The 23,555-nt window shown below is 65.1% G+C and carries 16 protein-coding genes; 10 read left to right on the top strand and 6 right to left on the bottom strand.

What is annotated here, in order from left to right; genetic code table 11:
* Window positions 1–30 precede the first annotated feature (30 nt).
* From lysS to ACLJEU_RS09370, 3 genes are all read right to left on the bottom strand, one after another.
* The gene (gene lysS, locus ACLJEU_RS09380; RefSeq protein ID WP_414662351.1) at window positions 31–1,500 is read right to left on the bottom strand and encodes a lysine--tRNA ligase; all 1,470 of its coding nucleotides are present in this window, start codon (window positions 1,498–1,500) and stop codon (window positions 31–33) included.
* A 102-nt stretch (window positions 1,501–1,602) separates the two neighbouring features.
* Window positions 1,603–3,336 carry an amidohydrolase gene (locus ACLJEU_RS09375; RefSeq protein WP_414662350.1) on the bottom strand — a complete coding sequence of 578 codons (1,734 nt, stop codon included), beginning with the start codon at window positions 3,334–3,336 and terminating at the stop codon, window positions 1,603–1,605.
* A 196-nt stretch (window positions 3,337–3,532) separates the two neighbouring features.
* The gene (locus tag ACLJEU_RS09370; protein WP_414662349.1) at window positions 3,533–5,089 is read right to left on the bottom strand and encodes a sialate O-acetylesterase; all 1,557 of its coding nucleotides are present in this window, start codon (window positions 5,087–5,089) and stop codon (window positions 3,533–3,535) included.
* 172 nt (window positions 5,090–5,261) lie between these two features.
* Here ACLJEU_RS09370 and ACLJEU_RS09365 point away from each other — a divergent pair, with 172 nt between their 5' ends.
* The 6 genes from ACLJEU_RS09365 to ACLJEU_RS09340 all read left to right on the top strand — a co-directional run bounded on the left by ACLJEU_RS09365 (window position 5,262) and on the right by ACLJEU_RS09340 (window position 12,737).
* Window positions 5,262–6,119, top strand: coding sequence for a rhomboid family intramembrane serine protease (locus ACLJEU_RS09365; protein WP_414662348.1), 858 nt, complete (start codon window positions 5,262–5,264; stop codon window positions 6,117–6,119).
* Window positions 6,120–6,209: 90 nt separating this feature from the next.
* A complete protein-coding gene (locus tag ACLJEU_RS09360) occupies window positions 6,210–7,196 on the top strand; it encodes an amidohydrolase family protein (RefSeq protein WP_414662347.1) in 987 nt (328 codons plus the stop codon).
* Between the two features lie 154 nt (window positions 7,197–7,350).
* Complete coding sequence (locus ACLJEU_RS09355; protein WP_414662346.1) at window positions 7,351–8,697, top strand: Gfo/Idh/MocA family protein; 1,347 nt, start codon at window positions 7,351–7,353, stop codon at window positions 8,695–8,697.
* A gap of 54 nt (window positions 8,698–8,751) precedes the next feature.
* Complete coding sequence (locus ACLJEU_RS09350; RefSeq protein WP_414662345.1) at window positions 8,752–10,197, top strand: hypothetical protein; 1,446 nt, start codon at window positions 8,752–8,754, stop codon at window positions 10,195–10,197.
* Between the two features lie 591 nt (window positions 10,198–10,788).
* Complete coding sequence (locus ACLJEU_RS09345) at window positions 10,789–11,496, top strand: sugar transferase (protein WP_414662344.1); 708 nt, start codon at window positions 10,789–10,791, stop codon at window positions 11,494–11,496.
* A gap of 101 nt (window positions 11,497–11,597) precedes the next feature.
* Window positions 11,598–12,737, top strand: coding sequence for a DNA glycosylase AlkZ-like family protein (locus tag ACLJEU_RS09340; protein WP_414662343.1), 1,140 nt, complete (start codon window positions 11,598–11,600; stop codon window positions 12,735–12,737).
* A gap of 53 nt (window positions 12,738–12,790) precedes the next feature.
* On the opposite strand, the gene ACLJEU_RS09335 is transcribed toward ACLJEU_RS09340, so the two are convergent.
* Genes ACLJEU_RS09335 through ACLJEU_RS09325 form a run of 3 tightly spaced genes read right to left on the bottom strand, consistent with a single transcriptional unit; the run spans window position 12,791 to window position 17,954 of the window.
* The gene (locus ACLJEU_RS09335) at window positions 12,791–14,329 is read right to left on the bottom strand and encodes an ankyrin repeat domain-containing protein (RefSeq protein ID WP_414662342.1); all 1,539 of its coding nucleotides are present in this window, start codon (window positions 14,327–14,329) and stop codon (window positions 12,791–12,793) included.
* A gap of 8 nt (window positions 14,330–14,337) precedes the next feature.
* The gene (locus tag ACLJEU_RS09330; RefSeq protein WP_414662341.1) at window positions 14,338–15,684 is read right to left on the bottom strand and encodes a DUF1552 domain-containing protein; all 1,347 of its coding nucleotides are present in this window, start codon (window positions 15,682–15,684) and stop codon (window positions 14,338–14,340) included.
* Window positions 15,681–17,954: a DUF1592 domain-containing protein gene (locus ACLJEU_RS09325; RefSeq protein WP_457795365.1), complete on the bottom strand. Its 2,274-nt coding sequence runs from the start codon at window positions 17,952–17,954 to the stop codon at window positions 15,681–15,683. Before ACLJEU_RS09325 ends, ACLJEU_RS09330 begins: the two co-directional genes overlap by 4 nt.
* A gap of 521 nt (window positions 17,955–18,475) precedes the next feature.
* Between ACLJEU_RS09325 and ACLJEU_RS09320 the strand changes: the two genes are divergently transcribed.
* From ACLJEU_RS09320 to ACLJEU_RS09305, 4 genes are all read left to right on the top strand, one after another.
* Window positions 18,476–19,393, top strand: coding sequence for a sugar phosphate isomerase/epimerase family protein (locus tag ACLJEU_RS09320; RefSeq protein WP_414662339.1), 918 nt, complete (start codon window positions 18,476–18,478; stop codon window positions 19,391–19,393).
* Window positions 19,394–19,415: 22 nt separating this feature from the next.
* Complete coding sequence (locus tag ACLJEU_RS09315; RefSeq protein ID WP_414662338.1) at window positions 19,416–20,954, top strand: MFS transporter; 1,539 nt, start codon at window positions 19,416–19,418, stop codon at window positions 20,952–20,954.
* Between the two features lie 180 nt (window positions 20,955–21,134).
* Window positions 21,135–21,947 (top strand): sugar phosphate isomerase/epimerase family protein, encoded by an 813-nt coding sequence (locus ACLJEU_RS09310; protein ID WP_414662337.1) that lies wholly within the window; start codon window positions 21,135–21,137, stop codon window positions 21,945–21,947.
* Between the two features lie 210 nt (window positions 21,948–22,157).
* A complete protein-coding gene (locus ACLJEU_RS09305; RefSeq protein ID WP_414662336.1) occupies window positions 22,158–23,522 on the top strand; it encodes a hemolysin family protein in 1,365 nt (454 codons plus the stop codon).
* Window positions 23,523–23,555: the final 33 nt, after the last annotated feature.

Here is a 23,555-nt window from a genome sequence, read left to right as displayed (position 1 = left end):
TTAGGATCCAAAATCCGCCTCCCGCACGGGTCAGGCACCGGGCCGCAGTTGCGGGAAAAGAATCACGTCGCGGATGCTTTCGGCTCCGGTGAGCAGGATGCACAACCGATCGATGCCCACGCCCATGCCGCCGGCCGGCGGCATGCCGTGCTCGAGCGCGAGGAGGAAATCGTAATCGATGTTCTGCTTCTCCTCCCCGGCCTGCGCCTCGAACATCTGGCGCTGCACGTCCGGGTCATTCTGTTCGGAATACGCCGGCGCCACTTCCATGCCGCCGATCGTGAGCTCGAACACGTCGAGCACGGAGGGATCGTCGGCGTTCAACTTGGCCAGCGGGCACAGCTCCTTCGGCAGGTGCGTGACAAAGGTCGGCTGGATGAGCGTCGGCTCGATCTTCTTCGAGAAAATCTCATTCGTGATTTCGAACTCCTCCCACGACGGAGCGATCGACAGGCCGAGCGCCTCCGCCTTCGCGATTTTCTCCGCCTTGGGCAGGCCGAACCAGCCGGACTCGCCCGTCGCCTCGGCGATCAGATCCTTGTAACGCACCTCGCGCCACGTGCCGCCAAACTCGATGTCCTGGCCACTCGCAGCGTGCTTGATCGTCGTCGTGCCGAGGACATCGCGACAAAGCGACGTCAGCAGGTCCTGGATGAGTTTCATCATCCCGCGGTAATCGCTGTAGGCCTCATAGACCTCGAGCATCGTGAACTCGGGATTGTGCCGGCGGGAGACGCCTTCGTTGCGGAAAATCCGGCCGATCTCGAACACGCGATCGAAGCCGCCGACGAGCATGCGCTTGAGCCGGAGCTCGGTCGCGATGCGCAGGAAGAAATCCACATCGAGCGCGTTGTGGTGCGTGACAAACGGCCGCGCCGCGGCACCACCCGCCGTCGCCTCGAGCACCGGCGTCTCGACCTCGATGAACTTGCGATCCTCGAGGAAGCGCCGGATGTGCGACACCACGCGGGAACGCAGCATCAGCCGCGCGCGCGACTCGGCGTTGACGATTACGTCGAGATAACGTTGCCGGTACACCTGCTCCGGATCGCTGAGCCCGTGCCATTTTTCAGGCAGCGGTCGCAGCGCCTTCGCCACGAGGACGTACGCGTCGACGCGCACCGTGACCTCCCCGGTCTTCGTTTTGAACAGCGTACCCTTGGCCCCGATGATGTCGCCGAGATCGAGCTTCTTGAAGGCCGCGTAGGCGTCGTCGCCGATGACGTCCTTCTTCACGTACAGCTGAATCTGGCCCTGCTGGTCGAGAATCTTGACGAACTGGCTCTTGCCCATGTCGCGGATGACCACCAGCCGACCCGCGACCGCCACCGTGACCGTGTTCTCCTGGCCATCGACGTACGATTTGAGCGCGTCACCCGAGAAATGCGTCGTCGCGAAATTTGCGCGGAAGGGATCGGTGCCCGCCGCCCGCATGTCGGCCAGCTTCTGGCGGCGGACGGCATGCTGGTCGTGGGAGATGTCGGTGGGAATGTCGCTCATGGAACGGAACCGCGCACCGTGGCGCGCCCGCGCAGGGGGAGCAAACGGAAAGTCGCCGGGGCACCCGGTTCGCCGTCAGGAGCGCCCGACGCGCCATTTCGACTACTGCTGAAACACCTTCCGGCCCTCGACCCAGGTCTGGAGGACGCGCGTGTCCTTCAGGTCGTTTTCGGGGCAGGTCAGCAAGTCACGGTCAACCACGATGAAGTCGGCCCGCTTTCCTGGCTCGAGCGAGCCGATCTCCTTTTCCCAGAAAATCAGGTGGGCGTTGTTGCGGGTGTAAAACTCGATGGCCTCCCGCCGCGTCAGGGCTTCCTCCGGATGCAGCCGGCCCTCGTACCACTTCGCGGAGCGCGTCACCGTGGTCCACATCGCATGGAAGGGATTGTAGGGATTGATCGCGCGCATGTCGCCGATCTTGAGCATGTGATCCGAGCCGCCGCCGATCTTTCCGCCCGCCGCCAGAATCGTCCGCAGCGGCTGGAAGTAGCGCAGCCGATCGTAGCCAAACTGATTCACCAGCGTGCGCGTATCGAGGAAGAGCCAGATCGGCTGGATATCGAGCACGACCCCGAGCCGGGCGGAGGCCTTGATGGTCTCCGGCGTCATGAAGTTCGAATGCGTGATCGCCATGCGCAGGTCGTGGATCGGGATCTCGCGGTTCACGCCTTCGTAGGCCCGCACGAGTTCGGTGACGGCACCATCACCGACCGAATGCGCGGTGAACTGCAGCCCGTGTTTCGCGACGCGGCGGACCATTTCGAGCAGCCGGTCCGGCGGGATGTTGAGGACGCCGCGATACGCGTCGTCACGGATGCCGTACTTTTCGCTGCGGCCCCACGGCTGCAGCATGTAGGCGCTGCCGGTGAGCATGCCGCCGTCGAGCCACACCTTCGTGCCGATGAGCCGCAACCAGGCATCCTCGCGGCGGAGCGGGTTGGCCGCAATCTGATCGATCGCGCCCAGGATCGATTCCATCGAACCAACAGTGGGAAACGTCTGCGACATCGCCATGCGCACGGTGAGTTCGCCACGGTCGCGCAAGGTCTGGTAACGCTTCATCGACTCGGGGGCCGCACCGCGATCGGCGACGGCGGTGATGCCGATGCGATTGTAGTCGGCAAACAATTCGCGCAGCCGGCGCAGGTGGTCGGCGTCGGTGGCCTTCCGTTCCGCCGTTGTGCGAATGAAACGCGACATGCCCCGCGCGAGGCCGGTAATCTCGCCCTGGGCGTCCTTTTCCAGATAACCCGGCCCGCCGTCCTTGACGACGTAGTTGCGGTCGAAGCCGCACGCCGCGAGGGCGAGCGTGTTCAGCATGTTGTCAGGACCGGTGCGAAACGAAACCGGATGCTTCGGTGCCACGGCGTCGAGTTCGGCGCGCGTCGGGAAACGTTCCTCCTTCAGCCGCGTGATGAACACCTGCTGCGTCTGGATCCACTTCCCTTCCGGCACGACCCGCGTGCGCGCCTGGATGTAGTTGAGGACGTCCTGCACGGTCTCCATCGAGGGAATCTCGTGATCGAATTCGAACATCGCCGCGGCCGGCGCATGCACGTGCGAATCGATCAGGCCGGGCAACACCATGCGCCCGCCGAGGTCGTGCTGGGCGGTTTGGGCCTGCGCCAGCGCGCGCATCTCAGTCGTGCGACCGACCGCCACGATGCGACCGCCGCGCACGGCGAAAGCCTCGTGCACCGTGAAACCGGCGTCGACCGCGAGGACTTTTCCACTGTGAAAAATCGCGTCAGGCGCCGGGGTTTGCGCCGTGAGCGGAGCGGCCAGGGCCACAAACGTGAGGGCCGCTTGCAACCGGGAAACGAGGGTCGTGGGCATGGAGATGAGGCGTTGGGGAGAAGACCATAGATGATACCAACAGAAACGAACTCGGGCACCTTTCGGCGCAGCTCCCGCCGGCCGGTTAATCGCAGATTTCATCGATCGCACGGAAAGTTATCCCATCCGTGCAATCAGCGACATCCGCGGTCCCGCCCTGACCGACGGGCACGAGCGCAGCGGGCGACGGCACACCTTACTTTGCCGCCACCGGCTTCGGCTTCGTGGTCATGTCAAACGTGTCGGTGCGGAACGGCGTCACCGGCAGGCCGTCGCTCGAAAACAGATTGCACACCGGATTGTCAGCCCAGGCGTAGCGCACCGCGACGGGTGCCGCGACCTGGTCGCTCGAGACCTCGACCTTGTCGGGGGCGATGACCTTGCCGGTCGCCCAATGCCAGACGCGATCGGCGCCGCACACCGCGAAGCCCTTTGCCTCGGTGACGTCGAACGTGCGCAGAGTGCTGCCGAAGCAGTCGATCGTGACGGTGGCCGTGTTGCCGGCGATGGCGACGCTCTTGTACTCGGGACTCCGATACGGGAACTTCATTCCGTAGTCCTTCACCAGGGCCCAGCGCACGAGGCGGGACGCGACGTCGTACTTGTTGCGCGGATGAATGTCGCGGCCTTCGCCGATGTCGATGATGACGGCCTGGCCGGTGTTGGGCAGCGCGAGCGTTTTCGTCTGCGTCTCGCGCAGTTCGGCCCAGTCGCTTTCGCCGGGCTCGGGCTTTTCGGGCCGGTAGTCGGCGAGTTGCACCCAATAGAACGGAAAATCGCCCTGCCCCTGCTCCTTGCGCCATTGCTCGATCAGGAAGGGAAACAGCGTCGCGTGTTCGTAGGCGCGGCCGGCGTTTGATTCACCCTGGTACCAGATCACGCCCTTGATGCCGTATCCCAGCGTCGGATGCACCACGCCGGCGAAAATATTTCCCGGCCGCGCGTTGCCCGTCAGCCAGTTGGTCGGCGGATTCGGGCCGGCTTTCTTGGCGGCCTTGGCCTTCTCGCTGTCAACCTTCCACTTCGCCTGCGCAGCCTCGAAGTCAGCCTTGCCCTTTGCGGACTGCATATCCGTCTCCCGTTTGCGCGTCGACTCCATGAGCGCCGCGAACCGGCTGTCTTTTTCAATGGTCTCGCGCCGAATCCACGCCTCGGCCGCGGAACCGCCCCAAGCGTTGTCGATCAGGCCCACCGGAACATTCAGGATATCGTGCAAATAGCGGCCGTAGAGATAGCCGATCGCGCTGAACGCCTTGGCATTTTCGGGGTTCGCCACCTCCCACTGGCCCTTGAAGTCCGTCTTCAACTCCTGCGTCCCGACCTGCGGGACGGACACGATGCGGAGGGTCGGACGATTCGCGCCTGCGCCCTCGAGATCGCCGGTGTAAGTCTGGCCGAGCGACCATTGCATGTTGGACTGGCCGGAACACATCCAGACCTCGCCCACGAGCACGTCCTGAATCTCCCGCTTCGAGGAGGCGTTGATGGTGATGGTCTGCGGTTTGGCGGTGGCGGCAACCGCCTGCAACTTGACCGTCCAGCGGCCGTCGCTGCCCGCCGTCGCCGTGTGCGTCTGGCCGGCAAAGGCCACGGTCACCTTGGTTCCGGGTGTATCCCAGCCCCAGATCGGATTGGCCTGCTTCTGCTGCAGCACCATGTGATCGCCGATGATGGCGGGAAGCTTCAGCTCGGCGCGCAGCAGAGGTGCGACCGCAAGCGCGAGCACGGGAAGAAAACAACGGGGAGTAATCATGGGGGAAAAGCGTCGTCCGGCCGCGGGAAATCCCGCGTCGTGCGAACTCGATGGCGCAACGATTGCCACGACGCAATCCCGCTTCGCTGCTTTTGAGGATCCTTTCGCACGCAAATGTGTCTCGCTACTTGCAGCGGCCGGATCCGCGGGGCATCGTCCACGTTCTGATCTCATGAACGGACATCGCGACTGGGGCGGCCCCTCCGAAGAGTTTCAACCCGTGACCACTTGGCGCGGGTATCCGATCTACACGGCCCACCTGATCGTCATCGTGTATTGCGCGTTGATGATCGTGACCGCGCTGTTCGGCGAGATGATCAGCGGCGTGATCGGCTGGCTGACGTTTTCGAGCCTGCAGGTGTGGGCCGGCCAGGTCTGGCGCCTCGCCACGTACGGGCTTTTCAACTACCCGAGCATCCAGTTCGCCCTCGATATGCTGATGCTCGTCTGGTTCGGGCGTGAACTCGAGCGCACGTTCGGCCGCCGGACCTTCGGTCTGCTGTACGGCGGGATTTATCTCCTTCCGCCGGTGGTCCTCACATTGGTCGGCCTGTTGAAACCCACCGCGTTGCTGGGCCAGCCCGGCACGCTCGCGCTGTTCGTGGCCTTCGCGACCCAGTTTCCGGACATGCCGATCTTCTTCACGCTGCTGGCCCGCTGGGCCGCGCTGATCCTCGTCGGCATCTTCACGCTCATGGCCCTGGCCTCGCGCAACTGGAGCGCGCTCATCCTGCTGTGGTCGACCTGCGCCTACGCGCATGCCTTCGTCCGCCACGAGCAGGGCGCGTTCAGCCTGCCCCGGATCCGGCTGTGGAAACGCAAGCCCGCGCTGCGCGTCCTGCCCGATCTGCCGGCCGCAAAACCCGCCGCGGTGATGAAGACGCCGAAGGAAAAGGCCACGATGGCCGAGGTCGACTCGCTCCTCGACAAGATCGCGAAGTCCGGCATCGGCAGCCTCACCGCCGCCGAACGCGCCCGGTTGGAATCAGCCCGCGAGGACCTGATGAAGCGCGGTTCCGGCCGCGGTTGATCGCGGCGGCGCGCCACCCGCCGCACTTTGGTGATCGCGCTTGCACCCGCGCGCCCGATTCGCCCCGTTCATGGTGTCCCCTCCGCCCTCATGAACTCTCCCCTGTCTCTCACGCGGCGTGACTTCCTCGTTCGTTCGGTCGCCGCCCTAGCGGTTGCTCCGCTGGCCCGCGCCGCGGTTAATTCCGCCGAGCCGATCATCGATATTCACCAGCACACGAATTACGGTGGACGCCGCGACTCGGCGTGGCGGCAGATTTTTCCGGCGCGCAGCCACGACGAACTCCGCGCGCATCAGCGCGCCATGGGCGTGACGACGACGATTCTCCTGCCGGCCGGGCGCGAGATTCTGCGCGAGTCGACCCACCAAGGGCGGTCCAACGGCCTCGAAGGCACGGTCAGCGGCAACGACGATGTGGTCGCACTCGCACGCCAGTTTCCCGGCGAGTTCGTCTTTGGCGCCAACGAAGTCAGCGACCTCGCCGAAGCGCCGTCGGTCGTCGAGAAGTACCTGAAGCTCGGCGCCGTGATCATCGGCGAACAGAAGTTCGGCGTTCAATGCGACTCGGCCGAAATCCAGCAGCTCTACAAGCTGGCCGAGGCCTATCGGGTTCCGATCCTGATGCACTGGCAGGCGGGCAGCTACAACTACGGGTTCGAGCGCTTCCACACGATGCTCAAGAAATACCCCACGGTGAATTTCATCGGTCACGCGCAGACCTGGTGGGCGAACATCGACCAGGCCAACGTCGACGATCCGAAGAACCTGTATCCGAAAGGCAAGGTCACCGCCGGCGGTCTCACGGATCGCTATCTGCGCGACTACCCGAACATGTACGCGGACCTCTCCGCCGGCTCGGGCGAAGGTGCGTTTAAACGCGATCCGGAACACGCGCGCGCTTTCTTCACGCGTCATCAGGACAAACTCCTCTACGGCAGCGACTGCTCCGACAAGACCGGCGATCTCGCCCTCTGCTCCGGCGCCCGCCAAATCGCGCAAGTCCGGCAGTTTTCGCCGTCAAAGGCCGTCGAGAGGAAAGTCCTCTACGAAAACGCGAAGAGGCTGTTCCGGCTTTGATCATCGTTCTGCGCCGGCCGGCCGGCCGCTCACTTTCAACTCCCGCGAATCGCGCGCGCTCAACGCCTCCGCTTCGTTTTCACCACGGCTGCCGCGCCCCCGGCCTTCGTTTTCAGTTCCGCGACCGCGACGCCCTTTTCTTTCTCCACCCCTCATGCCCTCCGTTCCGTCCACCCCGTCCCGTCTGACCCGCCGCCAGTTCGCGCAGAAGGCCCTCGCCTCCGCCGCCGTGCTGTCCGCGCCCGCGTTTCTCCGCGGGCAGAACCTGAACAGCAAACTCAACGTCGCGATCATCGGCTCGGGCGGACGCGGCGGCGCCAGCATCAAGGGGCTGGCCACGGAGAATCTCGTGCTGTTCTGCGACGTGGACGAGAAGCGCAACGACGCCGCGGCCGCCAACCACCCGAAGGCGCGCAAGCTGGTCGATTTCCGCCAGGCGTTCGATCACGCCGCGGAGTTCGACGCCGTCGTCGTCAGCACCTGCGAACACACGCACGCGATCGCCACGATGCTCGCGTTGAAGCACAAGAAACACGTCTATTGCGAGAAGCCGCTCACGCACAATGTCTACGAGGCGCGGAAAATCCGCGAAGCCGCTGCCGCCGCGGGCGTGGTCACGCAAATGGGTATCCAGATGCATGCGACAGAAAACTATCGTCGCGTGGTCGAGCTCGTGCAGGGCGGCGCCATCGGCCCGGTGCACGAGGCCCACGTATGGGTGTCGCGCGCCTGGGGACTGCAGAGCAAAGAAGCGTCCGACGCCAACAAGGATCGCGTGTTCGTGACCGAGCGTCCGGCCGGCATGCCGGTTCCCGCCGGCTTGAACTGGGATCTGTGGCTCGGGCCGGCCCCGGAGCGTCCTTTCAACGAGGTCTACGTTCCCGGTCCCAAGTGGTATCGCTGGTGGGATTTCGGCAACGGGACGATGAGCGATCTCGGCTCGCACTGGAACGACCTCCCGTTCTGGGCGCTGCAGTTGAAAGCCCCGCTCACCATCGAGGCGTTCGGGCCGAAGGCTCATCCGGAGATCGCGCCCGCCACCATGCGCGCCATCTATGAATTCGGCGCGCGCGGCAGTCTCCCGCCGGTGAAACTCACGTGGCATCAGGGTCAGGACAAACCCGCCATCTGGACCGAAAAAGGCATACCGCAATGGGACAACGGCGTGCTGTTCATCGGCAGCAAGGGCATGCTGCTCTCCGACTATTCGAAGCACGTCCTGCTGCCGGAAAAATCGTTTGCGGACTTCGTGCGCCCGGCGCCGACGATCCCCAAGGCCGTCAGCCATTGGCAGGAGTGGGTGTCGGCGTGCAAAGGGCAGGGCAAGGCGCTCGCGAACTTCGACTATTCCGGCTGGCTCACCGAATCGAATCACCTCGGCAACGTCGCCTTCCGCGTCGGCAAGAAGCTCGAATGGGATCCCGTGACGCTGCGGGCGAAAAACGCGCCCGCAGCCGATCAGTTCCTCAAACGCGACTACCGCAAGGGCTGGTCGCTGTAACGTACGGCCGAATACCGCCCCCGCGCGCCGTCCCCACCCGGTTCACCCTCGATCATGTTCACCCGCTTCCGTCTCCTCGCCGCCCTCAGCCTCGTTGTTGTCTCCGCGTCCGCCGCCACCTCCGGGGGCATTCGCGCCGGAGCGTTTGCCAGTGACATCACGCCGCGAACGCTTCCCTCGCCCATCAATGGCGGCATGAAGGGCGCGTTCAGCTCAACCGTCACCGACCCGATGCACGCCCGGGCCTTCGCCCTGCAGGAGGGCGCCACCGAGATCATATTCTGTGTGGTGGACGCGTGCATGATTCCGCGCGAGGTATGCGAAGCCGCGAAGATAATCGCCTCCAAGGCCACCGGCGTGCCGGCGTCGCACCTGCTGATCAGCGCGACGCACTCGCACAGCTGCGCGACGATGGTGGGTGTTTTCCAAAGCGATCCGGATCCGGCGTACGTGAGCAGCCTGCCGCCGCGCATCGCCGAGGCGCTGATCAAGGCGCACGCCAATCTCGAACCCGCCGAGATCGCGTGGGGCAAGGATCGCGATCCCTCGCAGGTGTTCAACCGCCGCTGGTTCGTGAAGCCGGAGCAGTCCGTTGAAAATCCCTTCGACGCAAAAACGGACCGGGCGCTCATGAATCCCGGCTACCAGAACGCCCGCGTCAGCGCGCCGGCCGGTCCGGTCGATCCCGAGGTGAGCATCCTCGCCGCGCGCGCGCGTTCCGACGGACGCCCGCTCGCCGTCCTCGCCAACTACAGTCTCCACTACGTCGGCGGATCGCCGGCAATTTCAGCGGACTACTTTGGTGCATTCGCCGGTGAGATTGGCCGCCGCCTGCACGCCACCGATGCCCGCTACGCCGGCAAGCCCGCCTTCGTCGGCATCATGAGCAACGGCACCAGCGGCAACATCAACAACGCGAACTTCGCCGGCGCCACGCCGCCGCGTCGCGCCCCGGGCGAACAGATCAACGCGGTGGCCCGCAGCGTTGGCGACGCCGCCCTGCGCGCCTGGGATCGGCTCGTCTGGAAAGCCAGCGTTCCGCTTGCCGCGCGTGAAACCGATCTCACCCTGGGTGTGCGCAAAGCCTCGGCGCCGGAACTCGAACGCGCCCGGAAACTCGTGGAGACCACGCCCCGGGACAAGGATGGCCAGTTCAGCGACCGCAAGGCCATCTACGCGCGCGAGGCGATCCTGCTCGACGCGTTTCCCGCCAGCGTGCCCGTCAAACTACAGGCGCACCGCATCGGCGGACTCACGATCGCGGCCATTCCGTGCGAGGTGTTCGTCGAGATCGGCCTCGATCTCAAGGCCAGCAAACCGCTCGAGGAGCACTTCACCATTTCACTCGCGAACGGCTACAATGGCTACCTGCCCACCCCGGAGCACCATCGTTTCGGCGGCTACGAAACGTGGCGCGCGCGGAGCAGCTATCTCGAAACCGAGGCGTCCACCGCGATCACGAAACAACTGAAGGCCCTGCTGGCCGACGTGGCGCGCTGAGGAACCGCAGTACTTCACCTGCGGCTGCGTCCAAGTTTTCTGGATGCACCGACCGCTCCCGCTTGGAAACCGCGGGCCGCGCCCCGTGGGCTGGGTGCGTGCGTCGAAGGCGTCCGCCCCATTGCCGGTAGTCGATAGACCTGATTGGTGCCTGCCGATACCCCCCACACGAGTATCGGGATTTTCCCGAAAGATCCCTCGGGAAGATTAGCCGCAGATGCCTCCCGCGGGCAGCCCAAGCGCTCGTTTCCGCCTTCCCTCTCGGCGGGAAATCACATCCCAAGGCCCGCTCCGCTTTTCCTATATTACTGACATCATGGGTCTAATGAAAACTCCCCGTCGGGGTTTTGTACACTCCGACGTTTCGTCCGCGGTCCTATCCGGGCGTAGCGTCACGTAGGCCAAAGGTGCGTGATTGAGTGTATTCACTCAATTTTTAGCATCGCATTTCAACAGCCTCTAGGGTCTTGTCCTCAGCAGCAACCGATGCCCTACTGCGAATCCAGTAAAACGAGTGTCGGCGAGACCAAGAAGTCCGCCCATTTTCCCCGCAGCTCCGCATTTCCGTTCAATCATCGCGCTTCACCCGCCATGTACTCTCAAAGTCTTCCCATCCGTTGGGGTCGCTCGGAGTCCAAGCCGATCGTGGCTCTCCCGTTGTGGAAACGTTCGCTCGATATCGCCTGCTGCCTGGTGGCCTTTCCCTTCTTCGCCCTGTGCACGCTGATCGCTGCGGTGGTCATCAAGACCGTCGCACCCGGTCCCATCTTCTTCCAGCAGGAGCGCGTCGGATTCATGGGACGCCGGTTCAAGCTCTACAAGTTTCGCACGATGCACGAGGGCGCGAGCACCTCGAGCCACCAGTCGCATTTCGCCGAGCTGGTCGCCTCGAAGCGTCCGATGCAGAAACTCGATTCCAAGGGCGACTCCCGCCTGATTCCCGGCGGCTGGTTGCTGCGGGCCTCGGGTCTCGACGAGCTGCCCCAGATCATCAACGTGCTGCGCGGTGAGATGAGCATCGTCGGCCCGCGTCCCTGTATTCCGTACGAGTTCGAACAATACACCGGCTGGCAGCGCAAGCGCCTCAACAGCGCGCCCGGCCTCACCGGCCTCTGGCAGGTTTCGGGCAAGAACCGCACGACCTTCGACGAGATGATTCAGTTCGATGTGACGTATTCGGAAAAGCGCTCCCTCGGCATGGACCTTTCCATCATCCTCCGCACCGTGCCCGCGCTCTGTGCCCAGATTGGTGATACGCGCAAGAGCCGCCAGGCCGTGCAGCCCAAAGCGGCCGCCTGATCGTTTCCTCCGGCCCGCGTCCGGCCGACCGATTTTTCCGGCGTCCGCACCCGCGCGGTTGCGATTCGCCCGTTGGGGCTTGAATCACCGCCGGTCCCCGCATGCTTCATCGCATGCTGCCCGCCGCGCTCGCGCTTCCGCCGGAAATCGCCCGCCGCTTTCACCGGCGCGCGGTTCTGCTCGACGCCCCGGTGAACGGGATCGGCGCCGCCCTGGATCACCACGGTTTCGTCCAGATTGACCCAATCAATGTCTGCGGGCGCATGCAGGATCACATCCTGCGTCACCGGGTGGCCGGCTACCGTGAGGGCGATCTGATGCGGCACGTGCACGGGGCGGAGACTTCCCAGCCCGCACTCGAGCGCGTCGCCTTCGAGCACCATCTGCCCGACAGCCACGTCCTGGTGGCCTTTCCGCTCGACGCCTGGCCGCACCTCCTCGCTGCGATGCACCGCCGCACGCGTCACTCCGGCGCGTGGTCGGGAAAACTGACGGCCCGCGAACGCGAACTGGCCGCGCGCATTCTGGAGGAGATCGCGACCCGCGGGCCCCTGGAGCCGTCCCACATCGACGACGACCGCCGCTCCCGCCAGTCCCTCTGGGGCTCGTTTTCCCTGGCCAAGTCGACGCTGCAAAAACTCTTCTTCCACGGCCGCGTCCTGATCGCAGGCCGCGATCACAACCGCCGTCTCTACGATCTGCCCGAGCGCGTACTGCCGCCCGCGGTGCTCGCGCGGCGCGAGCCGGGTCCGGAGGAGACGGCGCGCTGGATCGTTCACCTCAAACTTCGGCAGCGCCGGCTGGTAACCCTCAAGCGAAACGAACTGCCGCTGGTCGAGGACTTGGTCCAGCCCATCGCCGTTCCCGACTGCCCGCCCTTGTTCTGCCTGCGGTCCGACCTCGGTTTGCTCGATGACGTCACCCGCGAAACCTGTCCTCCGGCTTCAGATCGCGCCCGGCTGATTGCGCCGCTCGATCCGTTGATTTACGACCGACGCGTGACGGCGGCGTTGTGGAAATTCGACTACACGTGGGAAGTCTACACGCCACCGCACAAACGCGTTCGCGGTTACTACGCGTTGCCCGTGATGCAGGGCGATCGGCTGCTCGGCCACGTGGACCCCAAGGCTGATCGCACGCTCCGCCGCCTGGTCGTTGTTTCCCGCCGGGTCGAGGGCCGCAGCCCGACCGCGCCGGCGGTGCGTGAGCTCGCGACCTTTCTCGGACTGCGCGCGCGATAAGGAGTGCCGCTCGGATTGAAACCGAGGGCCCCGTGACACCGAACCTCGCCCGCCTACCGCTGTTCGTATCCCTTGACGGCCACCGGCGGCGTGGGCGGCGGCGGCGTGACGCCATGCGCGATCATGACTTCCTTGATCGCCGCGATGGTTTCGAACGACGGCTTGAAATTCCCGTACCGGTGTCCCTCGGCGATGAGCAGCGGCGTCCAGCCGCGTTTGTTCTTCTGGTTCCACACCTCGATTTTCGCCCCTTTCGTGTCGAGGAACTTCACCACTTTCGGAAAATTGGCGAAGGCCGCGCCGTGCATCCCCGTGTCGCCCTGGTCCGAGACCGCGTTGACGTCGGCGCCGAGACTTAACAGGTACGCGACCGCCTCGACCGCTTCCTCGTCCGTGCCCGCCTCTTCCTCGGCGGAACGCGTGCCAAGGCCCGCCGCCGCCATCAGGGGCGTGCAACCATCCACGTTCGTCAGATTGGGATCGGCCCCGAGCTCTTTCAGCAAACGCAGGTAGGCCGTGTCCGCCGTGTCGGCGGCCATCATGAACGGCGTGCATCCCTTTCGCGCGATGCGCCCGCCGCCGGACGGACCGCCCGTGAGCCGCGCGTTCACGTCGGCGCCTTTGGCCACGAGCTTCCGGATTAACTGATCGCTCGTGAGCCTGCCCGATCCTTCCGGCACGGGATCGCCTTCGTCCTCGCCGCGGTCTGGTTTGCGGATCCAGCAGAGGATGTGCAGCGGCGAATAACCCGACCGCAGGTCACCCGGGTCGGCACCAAGATCGACCAGCAGTGCGGCGAGTTCAAAATGCCCGTTCTCGATCGCAGTCGTAAGCGCACTGGCGCCCTTGCGCAGATACTTCGCGGCGTTGCGCGCGGGCTGCGCGGTCTCGTTGATATCGGCTCCCGCCTTGAGCAGCGCCCGCACGATTGCCGTGTGGCCGCTGCGAACAGCGAAGAGCATCGGGCTGAAACCGGAGGCGAGCGGCGTGCGAAATTCCGCACCCGCCTCGAGCAACGCCTCCACCACCGCCGTGTGACCGTCGGCCGCCGCCCACATCAACGCCGTCTGCCCTTGCGGCAGGCGGGCGTTGACCGCCGCTCCCCGGGCCAGCAGCGCCTTCACCGCGTCGAGCCGGCCGGTGCGCGCCGCCGTCATCAAGGGCGTCTCGCCGCCGCGCAGCGCCGCATTCGGATCGGCGCCTGCTTCGAGCACCAGTGTCACCATGGCCGCATTGCCATTCGTGCAGGCGATCGAAAGCGGAGTGACGCCATAACGATTCTCGGCTTGGGGATTTGCCCGCGCCGCGATCAGCGTCCGGGCCGTCGCAAGATCGTCGTGCTGCACGGCCCAGTGCAACGCCGTCATGCCGTCGACCTGCGCAGCATTCACGTCGCTGTCGCCGATCAACGCACGCACCGCCGCGACGTCCTGTTTCTCGATGGCGTCAGCGAGGCGGGCGTTCGCGGCCAACACGGCACCCGGCGCGAGTGCCCACAGGCAGCCGAGCATCAGCGTCTGTCGGACCGCGACCGCCCCCGGTCGCATCCGCCACCGGGCGACCGAGGGCGGTCGCGGTCCCAAAAAATTCATTCCGTTCATCACACGTTCAAGGGCGTGAACAACTCCGTGATCTTGCCGTTGCTGTCGGCAAACGAATCGATCTTCACCCCGACCTTGTCGAGGAGCGTGAGATGCAGGTTCGCAAGCGGGACGGGCTCGTTGTAACGGATGTGGCGCCCACCCTTCATGCCGCCGGCGGCACCGCCCGCGACGAGGATCGGCAGATTGGTGTGATCGTGGACGTTCGGGTTGCCGATGCCGCTGCCGTACAGGAGCAGCGAGTGATCGAGCAGCGTGCCGTTGCCTTCGGGCGTGGCCTTCAGGCGCTCGAGGAAGTATGCGAACAGCGACACGTGAAACGCGTTGATCTTCGCCATGCGCGCGATCTTGTCGGGGTCGTTGCCGTGGTGCGACAGCGGGTGATGCGGATCGGGCACTCCAATTTCCGGATACGTGCGATTGCTGGTCTCGCGCGCAAGCTGGAAGGTCGTCACGCGCGTGATGTCGCCCTGCATGGCGAGCACCTGGAGATCGAACATGAGCTTCGCGTGATCCGCGTACGCTGCCGGCACGCCGAGCGGGCGATCGAGATCAGGGAGCGGCTTCTCCATGGCATCGGCCTCGGCCTTCTGAATCCGCCGCTCCACCTCGCGCACGGTGTCGAGATAACCGGCCACCTTGGCGCGGTCAGCCGGACCGAGTTTCCGCTGGAGGCTGGCGATGTCCTCGGTGATCCAGTCGAGCAGGCTGGCCCGTTTGCGCAACGCCGCGCGACGCTCCGCGAGATTGCCGCCTTCACCAAAGAGGCGCTCGAACACGATGCGCGGATGCGCCTCGGACGGCAGCGGCGTGGTCGGCGAGGACCACGAGAGATTGTTCTGATAAACGCAGGCGTAGCCGTTGTCGCACTGGCCGGTCGTCTGCAGCATGTCCATCGAGAGCTCGAGGGACGGCAGCTGGGTCTCGCGGCCGATCTGCTGCGCGGCGATCTGGTCGGCGGTCGTGCCGAGATAGTAATCCGAACTCTCGGTGTGCTTCGCCTTCGCCGCGCTGAGAAACGCCGAATTCGACGTCGCGTGCGAACCCGGGTAGGCGTTGCGCAGTTCCATGTTCGTCAGCGCCGTGACGTGCTCCCTGACCGGACCGAGCGATTGGAGGATCGGCGAAAGGTCGCCGAGCTTGCCGTCGCTGCCGCCCGGCGTCCACCGCGAGATGTCACAGCCCATCGGCATGAACACGTACCCGAGCCGGCGCACGGGCGTGGCCGCGGTGCGGGTCGCGGCCGTGGCGGCCGGCACCATGGCGTCGAGCAGCGGCAGGGCGAGCGAGGCACCCATGCCTCGCAGAAAGGTCCGACGGGGTAGCGCCTTTTTCGTGATAATCATGGGGATTTCCTCATTTGAAACGGAGTGCTGTTCACGATGCCTAGAATCACGGACGAAAACCGATAGTTGTCGGCCTGCGCGCGTCGCACCATCTGCCGGACCGCAGGCGCGTCGTAGTACTCGACGCCCCGTCCAAGTGCGAAAACCAGCAGCTTTTCACTCAACGTGCCCGCAAACAGTTCCGGCCGCTGCAACAACCCGCGCTCGAGTTCGGCCACGCCGGCCACGGTGCTGCCGTCCGGCAATCCACCCGCGGAGTCGATCGGCTTGTTGTCCTCGGCCGTCCGCCAGCGACCGACGGCGTCGAAATTTTCCAGCGCGAAACCGACGGGATCCATCACGTCGTGGCAGCTCGCGCACGCGGGATTGGCACGGTGCGCGGCGAGGCGTTCGCGAATGCCCAGCGACGCCGACACGGTGTTGTCGTCGAGCGCCGGCACATTCGGCGGCGGCGGCGGTGGCGGTGAACCCACGAGGTTCGCCAGAATCCAGTGGCCGCGAATCACCGGCGACGTGCGCGTGGCGTACGAGGTCACGGTGAGAATGCTGCCATGCCGCAGCAAACCGCCGCGCTGGCGGGCGGTGTCACCGGTAAACGACACGCGCCGGAAGTGACTCCCGTAGACGTGCGGAATGCCATAGTGCTTCGCGAGCCGCTCGTTCAGGAACGTGTAATCAGCCGAGAGCAGATCCGCGATGCTGCGATCCTCCCGCAGCACGCTCTCGACAAACAGCTCGGTCTCGCGCCGAAACGCCTGGCGCAGGTTGTCGTCGAAATTGGGGAAGCGCCGCAGGTCGGGCGTGACGATCTCGAGGTTGCGCAGATAGAGCCACTGGCTCGCGAAGTTGGTGACGAGGCTGCGCGAACGCTCATCCGCCAGCATGCGGCGCATCTGCGCTTCGAGCAGCGCAGGCTGGCGCAGATCGCCGCGGACCGCTGCATCCAGCAACGCATCGTCCGGCAGACTGCTCCACAGGAAGAAGGACAAGCGCGACGCCAGTTCGAGATCGCTGATGCGGTACGCCGTGCCGGGAGCGATCCCGGCCGGGTCGGCTTCCACGCGGAAGAGAAACTGCGGACTCACGAGAATCGCACTGACGGCGTTTTCGATGCCCGCCTCGAAGCCCGCACCCTCCGCGCTGCCTTCGCGGAAAAACTGCAGCGGCCGGCGGAGATCCTCGGCGGTCACCGGCCGGCGGTACGCCCGACGCAGCAGCTGCGTCAACACCAACTCCGCCTTGCGCTCGTCCGTGGCGGCCGCGTGCGCCCCATTCTCGAGCGGACGGAAAATCAGCCGGCGGCTCGGCGTGTCGCCCGGCCCCCTGGCCTCAAACGGTCCGGTGATCGACACCTGGTAAAGCGCCGGCGCCGTGCGCGGATGCCGGTGCATGTTGAAGCGCGCCACAAAGGGCTCGCGCTCGAGTTCGAGGAGCAACGTCGGCGTCTTGATGAAGGTGACGCCAATCTCGCGCGGCCCGGCCTTGACCGACACCCTGAATTTCAAATGCGCGTCGACGCCCTCGGCGTTCTTGTCGCTGCCCGGCGGCGTGACCGTGGCCAGCGCGATGCGCGCGCGATCCAGCAGGACCTCAACCTCGTGCGGCCGCTTGAGCCCCTCGACCTGCTCGTTGCGATCGCGGGCGAGACGCACCTGGATTTCATACTCTCCGTCCAGAGGAAACGTATACGGAATCAACGCGCCGCCGCGCGTGCCGAGCGGCAGGCCTTCGACGTGACCTTCCTGGGTGACGTCGGGCTTGATGCGAATCGTGTCCCCCGCGGGCGCCTTGCGCGGCGCGCCGACCGCGAGGCGGGCGATCTTCTGCGCCGCCATCACGTAGCGATCGAGCAGCGTCGGCGACAGATTGCCCACCGTGACATTGTCGAAGCCGTGACTCGGCTCGTCGTTCGGCAACAAGGTGGTCGCATCGATCGACACCCCGAGCAAATCGCGGATCGCGTTTTGATATTCAGTCCGGTTGAGCCGCCGCAACGACTCCGTGCGTCCCGGATTCGGCGCCGCCGCCGCCGCGCGATCGAGGTCAGCTTCCACTTGCGCGACGACGCTCCGATAGGTCGCATCGTCCGGCCGCTCCTCCCCGAGCGGCGGCATCTGGCGGTGATGCAGTTTCTTCATCACCTGTTCGCCCAGTTTGGGATCGGCGGCCGCGCGCGCGGGATCGAACGCCTCCAGCGTCACATCGCCCTTCTTCACGGACGCATCGTGACAATCCAGACAGAAGCGACCCAGAAAACGGTTCGCACCCACGGCGGGCGCTGGAGGCTTGAATATCTTCGCGTCGGCACCGGCGCCCCTGACGCCCGTGAATCCCGCCAGCAGCGCCAAGCACCCGCGCACGAGCGGTACCGAACGGTGAAGGGCCGGAACGAATCGAACCAAGCGGGGCACGGAAAGGGAGGTGTCGGGGTGGGACGCGGCGCGCGGGACGATCGCCGAAACGACCGGCCCGCAGGGTAGGGAAACCGTGCGCGGCGTACTCGGAATCGCAAAGCAAATGTGCTTCGCCGAACGACGGCAGAGACCGGGCTTGATTGACGGTCGGGCGCCGCCCTTTTCTCAAGGACCGCGCGCGTCCCACGCGCCTTTGATCGCCAGAACCGTTCGTCCGCCCCACCCTTCCCGCTTCTCCGCCGTGCTGAAACTCGCGCCGTTCGTCGTCGCGCCGCTGCCCGCGCGGTCGCGTCTGGCTCCGCCCGCACGCTGATTTCGTTTCGCCAGAAAGCTCCGCTCGACACCGCGCATCAATCCACGTCTAGCTTCCTCACCCCATGAAAACCAATCGCCGTCACTGGATCAAAACCACGTCGGTCAGCCTCGCCTCGCTGGGCCTCGCGTCCTCCTTCGCCCAGGCCGCCGAGCCCAAGGCAAAGGCCAAGGCCGCAGCCGAGCCCACCCCGAGTTTCGCAAAGAAATCCAAGATGCGGCTCGGCACGGTGACCTACAACATCGCGATGGATTGGGACATTCCCACGATCATCAAGAACTGCACCGAGGCGAAATTCGAGGGCGTCGAATTGCGGACCACGCACAAGCACGGCGTCGAGGTGACGTTGAGCAAGGCCGAACGCGCCGAGGTGAAGAAGCGGTTTGCCGACTCGCCGGTCGCGCTCGCGAGCCTGGGCAGCGCCTTTGACTATCACACCCCGGACCAGGCGAAGCTGAAGAAGGACATCGAGGCGACCAAGGAGTACATCGTCCTCGCGCAGGACGTCGGCGCGCAGGTCGGCGTAAAGGTGCGACCCAACGGCCTGCCGAAGGAAGTTCCGGTCGAGAAAACGCTCGAACAAATCGGTCGTTCGCTCGGTGAGCTGGGCGTGTTCGCCGCCAGTCACGGACAGAAGGTCTACGTCGAAGTCCACGGGGCCGGCACTTCACTCGTGCCGCACGTGAAAACGATGATGGACGTCGCGAATCATCCCAACGTGGGCGTCTGCTGGAATTCCAACCAGACCGACCTCGCGGGCGACGGCTTCGATCACAACTTCAACCTCGTGAAGAAGAAGATCCAGAGCGTGCACATGCGGGATCTTTACCTCGACGAATATCCGTTCCGGAAACTGCTGACTGCGCTGAACGACTCCGGCTACACCGGCTTCTGTTTCGCGGAGATTCCCGCCAGCACGGATCCGGTGCGCGTGATGAAGTATTACCGCTCACTCTGGCTCGCCTATCAGGGTCTGCTCTGAGCCCCGCCTCCTTTCCTGACGCATGTCCACTTCTCCCACTGCTCCCGTATCCGGTCCCTGGTGGCGCGAGCTGAATCGCTATCACTGGTTCGTGTTGATCGTCGCCGCCCTCGGCTGGCTCTTCGACACGATGGATCAGCAGCTCTTCAACCTGGCGCGCGTGCCCGCGATGCGTTCGCTGCTCAAGCCGGGCGAGGACGTCGCGCTCTACAGCGGCTATAGCACGGCCATCTTTCTGATCGGCTGGGCCACGGGCGGCCTCACGTTCGGCGTGCTGGGCGATCGGATCGGGCGCGCCAAGACGATGATGTGGACGATCCTCATCTACTCGATCTGCACCGGGCTCAGCGCGCTGTCGGTCGGCTTCTGGGATTTCGCCTTCTACCGCTTCATCACCGGACTGGGCGTCGGCGGCGAATTCGCCGTGGGCGTTTCGCTCGTCGCTGAAGTCATGCCCGACAAGGCGCGCCCGCACGCGCTGGGCCTGCTGCAGGCGCTCTCGGCGGTGGGCAACGTGAGCGCGGCGCTCATCAGCATGGGCCTCGGGCACCTTGAGGAGTCGGGCGCAATCGGATCGGCGTGGCGGTGGATGTTTGTCATTGGTGCCGTGCCCGCGCTGCTCGCGCTCGTGATTCGTTCCCGGCTGAAGGAGCCCGAGCGTTGGACCGCCGCTCGCGCCGCCCAGCAAGCCTCCGGCAGAAAACAGATGGGCTCGTATGAGGAGCTCTTCGGCAACGCCAACTGGAAGCGACCCGCCGCCATCGCCGCCGGCTTCATCGTCGCGATCATCGCGATGGCCTTCTTCGGCAGTTCGTCGCTGCCCAAACTCAAGATCGGCATCGGGCTCGCGATTGGCGCGATCGCGGCCGGCCTGTGGACGGTTTACGGCGGCAACGGTGACACCCGCTGGCGCCGCAACGCGATGATCGGCCTGCTCCTCGCGCTCTCCGGCATCATCGGCCTCTGGGGCATCGGCTTCTTCTCGATCGATCTCGTGCGATCCGTTTTCCAGAAATCCTTCGCCGCCGAAGGCATGGATCCCGCGCGGATCCCGGGCGCCGTCACCTTCTGGGCCGGCGTCGCCACCATGATGCTCAACGTCGGCACGTTTCTCGGCATCACGGCCTTCAGCCACGTGTCGCAGCGCATCGGCCGCCGCCCGACGTTCGCCATCTGCTTCGTGCTCGCGCTGCTCAGCACCGCGATGGTCTTCCTCTTCCTCAAGGAACGGAGCCAGATCTTCTGGATGATGCCCGTGATGGGCTTCTGCCAGCTGTCCTTGTTCGGCGGGTACGCCATCTACTTTCCGGAGCTGTTCCCCACCCGGCTGCGCAGCACCGGCATTTCGTTCTGCTACAATGTCGGTCGCTTCGCCGCCGCGTCCGGCCCGGCGGTTCTCGGCCTGCTGACCAGCCAAGTTTACAAGGATCAGCCCGAGCCGATGCGGTACGCCGGCCTCACGATGTGCGCCGTGTTTCTCCTCGGCCTCATCGTGCTGCCCTTCGCCCCCGAAACCCGCAATCAGCCGCTGCCCGAGGACGAACGCGGCTTCGCGCACTGAGCGGATCAATTAAGGTGCCCGCGAATCACGCTGGTTGACGCGAATGCGTAGAAGCCGACATGAGCCTCGACCCGCGGTGAACCTACATGGAGCGGGGCTGGGTCACATTCCATCTCTGAAATTCGCGCCCGTTCGCGTGATTCGCGGGCAGTCCTGTACCTGCTCCGGCCGGTTCCCTCTATGAAATTCAGCATCTGCAACGAGACCTTCCAGGGTTGGAAAATCGAAGATATCTTCACCGCCTGCGCCCGGCTGGGCTATGACGGCGTCGAGGTCGCGCCGTTCACCCTCGCGAAGTACGTGACCGACATCCCCGCCGTCGAACGCACGCGGATCCGTGAAGCTGCAGCCCGCGCGGGGGTCACGATTCCCGCGATTCACTGGGTGCTCGTGCAGGCCGAGGGCATGTATCTCACCTCCCCGGACGCCGCCACCCGGACCCGGACGGCGCAGTACTTCTGCGACCTCGTCGACTTCTGCGCCGACCTCGGCAGCCGCGTCATCGTGGTCGGATCGCCGAAACAGCGGAGCCTGCTGCCCGGAGTGACCTATGAGCAGGCGTGGGGCTGGGCGACCGACGTGTTTCGGCCCGCGGTCAAGCTCGCCGAGCAACGCGACGTGATCATCTGCTTCGAGCCGCTGCCGCCCGTGGACACCAATTTCATCAACACCGCCGAGGAGGCCGTACGCTTCACGCAGCAGCTGCGGTCGCCCAGTTTCAAGGTCATCCTCGACGTCCGCGCGATGAGCTCGGAAACGAAACCGATCCCGCAGATCATCCGGGAATCGCGCGGACACTTTGCGTATGTGCACGCCAACGACGCCAACATGAAGGGCCCCGGCTTCGGCGAGATCGACTTCCGGCCCATCGCCGCCGCGCTCAAGGAAGTCGGCTACGACGGCGTGGTGTCGGTGGAAGTCTTCAACTACGACGAAGGCGCCGAGGTGATCGCGACGAAGAGCATCGAGTACCTGAAGAAGGTGTTCGGTTAGCATTCAGCTCGCGGACGGCGCGAGAGGAGGCCACGGATTGCGCGTCGTTGGTGCAGCGAAGCCCCAAGCTGGGGCGGGCAGGGTTCGCGCGCCCGACCGAACCCACGCGGCCAGGCAGATCCGGCGGTGTCCGTTTGCGCTGCTCTTCCGGCTTCGCTACCGTCAACCTTCGAATTTCGCCCTCCGGCACCTGCACCTCTTATTCGTCCCGTGAACAGCCTCACCGAAATCACCATCATCTTCGTCCTCCTGCTGATCAATGGAGTGTTTGCGATGGCCGAGATCGCGATCGTGTCGTCACGCAAGGCCCGGCTCAAGGCCCTCGCCGGCGAGGGATCCAGCACGGCCCAGGCGGCGCTGGCGCTCGCGCAGGAGCCCACCCGCTTCCTCTCGACCGTCCAAATCGGCATCACGCTTGTAGGGATCCTCGCCGGTGCCTTCGGCGGCGCCACCCTGTCGGAGAAGCTCGCCGCGTGGTTCGCGCAGTTTCCCGCCGTCGCCCCCTACAGCAACGTGCTCGCGATTGTCCTGGTCGTCGGTGCCATCACGTATTTTTCGCTCATCATCGGCGAACTCGCCCCCAAGCGCATCGCCCTCACGAATCCCGAGGCGCGCGCCATGCTGCTGGCGAAGCCGATGGCGTTTCTCTCGAGGGTGGCGTCACCGTTCGTCTGGTTTCTGACCATCTCGACCAATCTCATCCTGAAGGTGTTCGGCCTGGGCAAGGATGTGGAGTCGCCTCCGTCCGAGGAGGAAATCTCGCACATGATCGAACAGGGCACGACCGCCGGAGTGTTTCACAAAGCCGAGCGCGCCATGGTCGAGGGCGTGCTGCACCTCGACGAACTGCCGGTCACCGAGATCATGACCCGCCGCACGCGCATCGTGTGGCTGAACATCGCCGACACCGACGACGTCAACTGGCGCAAAATCGTGGCGAGCGGACACTCTCACTTTCCCGTCTACGAAGGGACGCGCGACCAGGTCATCGGCATGGTCTCGGTGAAATCGCTGTGGGCCAACGCCGCCCTGGGCGTGGCCAACGATCTGAAGAATCACCTGCTGCGGCCGCTCTTCGTGCCGAGTTCGATCACGGCCGTGCAGTTGCTCGAGACGTTCAAGAAGTCGGGCAAGCACCTCGCGCTGGTCACCGACGAATTCGGCAGTGTGCAGGGCATCGTGAGCCTGATCGATGTGATGGAGGCCATCGTGGGCGATCTGCCACAGCCGGGCGACCGCCGCATGCCCGATGCGGTCCAACGCGAGGACGGTTCCTGGCTCGTGGATGGATCCATGCCGATCGATGAGGTGAAGCGCCGTTTCGCCACCGGGCCGCTGCCGCGCGAGGAGAGCGAAACGTTTGAAACCCTCGGAGGCTTCATGGTGGATCGCTTCGGACGCATCCCGGTCGCCGGCGAACAGTTTGTCTGGAACGGCTGGTGTTTCGAGATCGCCGACATGGACCGACACCGGGTCGACAAGGTCCTGCTGACGAAAACGCCTCCGCCGGCGGGCGGCAGCCCCGCGCGCCGCGACATAGCGAACGATCAAACACCGCCGGCCCGGGACCGCTGACGCAAGCCGCGCCAGCGATCGGTGGACCTTGCG

The sequence above is a fragment of the Terrisphaera buseokensis genome (genome assembly GCF_047521145.2).
Taxonomy (GTDB): Bacteria; Verrucomicrobiota; Verrucomicrobiia; order Opitutales; family Opitutaceae; genus ER46.
This window is presented reverse-complemented; position numbering and strand designations above follow the sequence as displayed.

Bases quoted from the DNA above. Each gene is read 5' to 3' on its own strand.
- lysS (WP_414662351.1), bottom strand. From the start codon at position 1,500: ATGAGCGACATTCCCACCGACATCTCCCACGACCAGCATGCCGTCCGC.
- ACLJEU_RS09375 (WP_414662350.1), bottom strand. From the start codon at position 3,336: ATGCCCACGACCCTCGTTTCCCGGTTGCAAGCGGCCCTCACGTTTGTG.
- ACLJEU_RS09370 (WP_414662349.1), bottom strand. From the start codon at position 5,089: ATGATTACTCCCCGTTGTTTTCTTCCCGTGCTCGCGCTTGCGGTCGCA.
- ACLJEU_RS09365 (WP_414662348.1), top strand. From the start codon at position 5,262: ATGAACGGACATCGCGACTGGGGCGGCCCCTCCGAAGAGTTTCAACCC.
- ACLJEU_RS09360 (WP_414662347.1), top strand. From the start codon at position 6,210: ATGAACTCTCCCCTGTCTCTCACGCGGCGTGACTTCCTCGTTCGTTCG.
- ACLJEU_RS09355 (WP_414662346.1), top strand. From the start codon at position 7,351: ATGCCCTCCGTTCCGTCCACCCCGTCCCGTCTGACCCGCCGCCAGTTC.
- ACLJEU_RS09350 (WP_414662345.1), top strand. From the start codon at position 8,752: ATGTTCACCCGCTTCCGTCTCCTCGCCGCCCTCAGCCTCGTTGTTGTC.
- ACLJEU_RS09345 (WP_414662344.1), top strand. From the start codon at position 10,789: ATGTACTCTCAAAGTCTTCCCATCCGTTGGGGTCGCTCGGAGTCCAAG.
- ACLJEU_RS09340 (WP_414662343.1), top strand. From the start codon at position 11,598: ATGCTTCATCGCATGCTGCCCGCCGCGCTCGCGCTTCCGCCGGAAATC.
- ACLJEU_RS09335 (WP_414662342.1), bottom strand. From the start codon at position 14,329: ATGAATTTTTTGGGACCGCGACCGCCCTCGGTCGCCCGGTGGCGGATG.
- ACLJEU_RS09330 (WP_414662341.1), bottom strand. From the start codon at position 15,684: ATGATTATCACGAAAAAGGCGCTACCCCGTCGGACCTTTCTGCGAGGC.
- ACLJEU_RS09320 (WP_414662339.1), top strand. From the start codon at position 18,476: ATGAAAACCAATCGCCGTCACTGGATCAAAACCACGTCGGTCAGCCTC.
- ACLJEU_RS09315 (WP_414662338.1), top strand. From the start codon at position 19,416: ATGTCCACTTCTCCCACTGCTCCCGTATCCGGTCCCTGGTGGCGCGAG.
- ACLJEU_RS09310 (WP_414662337.1), top strand. From the start codon at position 21,135: ATGAAATTCAGCATCTGCAACGAGACCTTCCAGGGTTGGAAAATCGAA.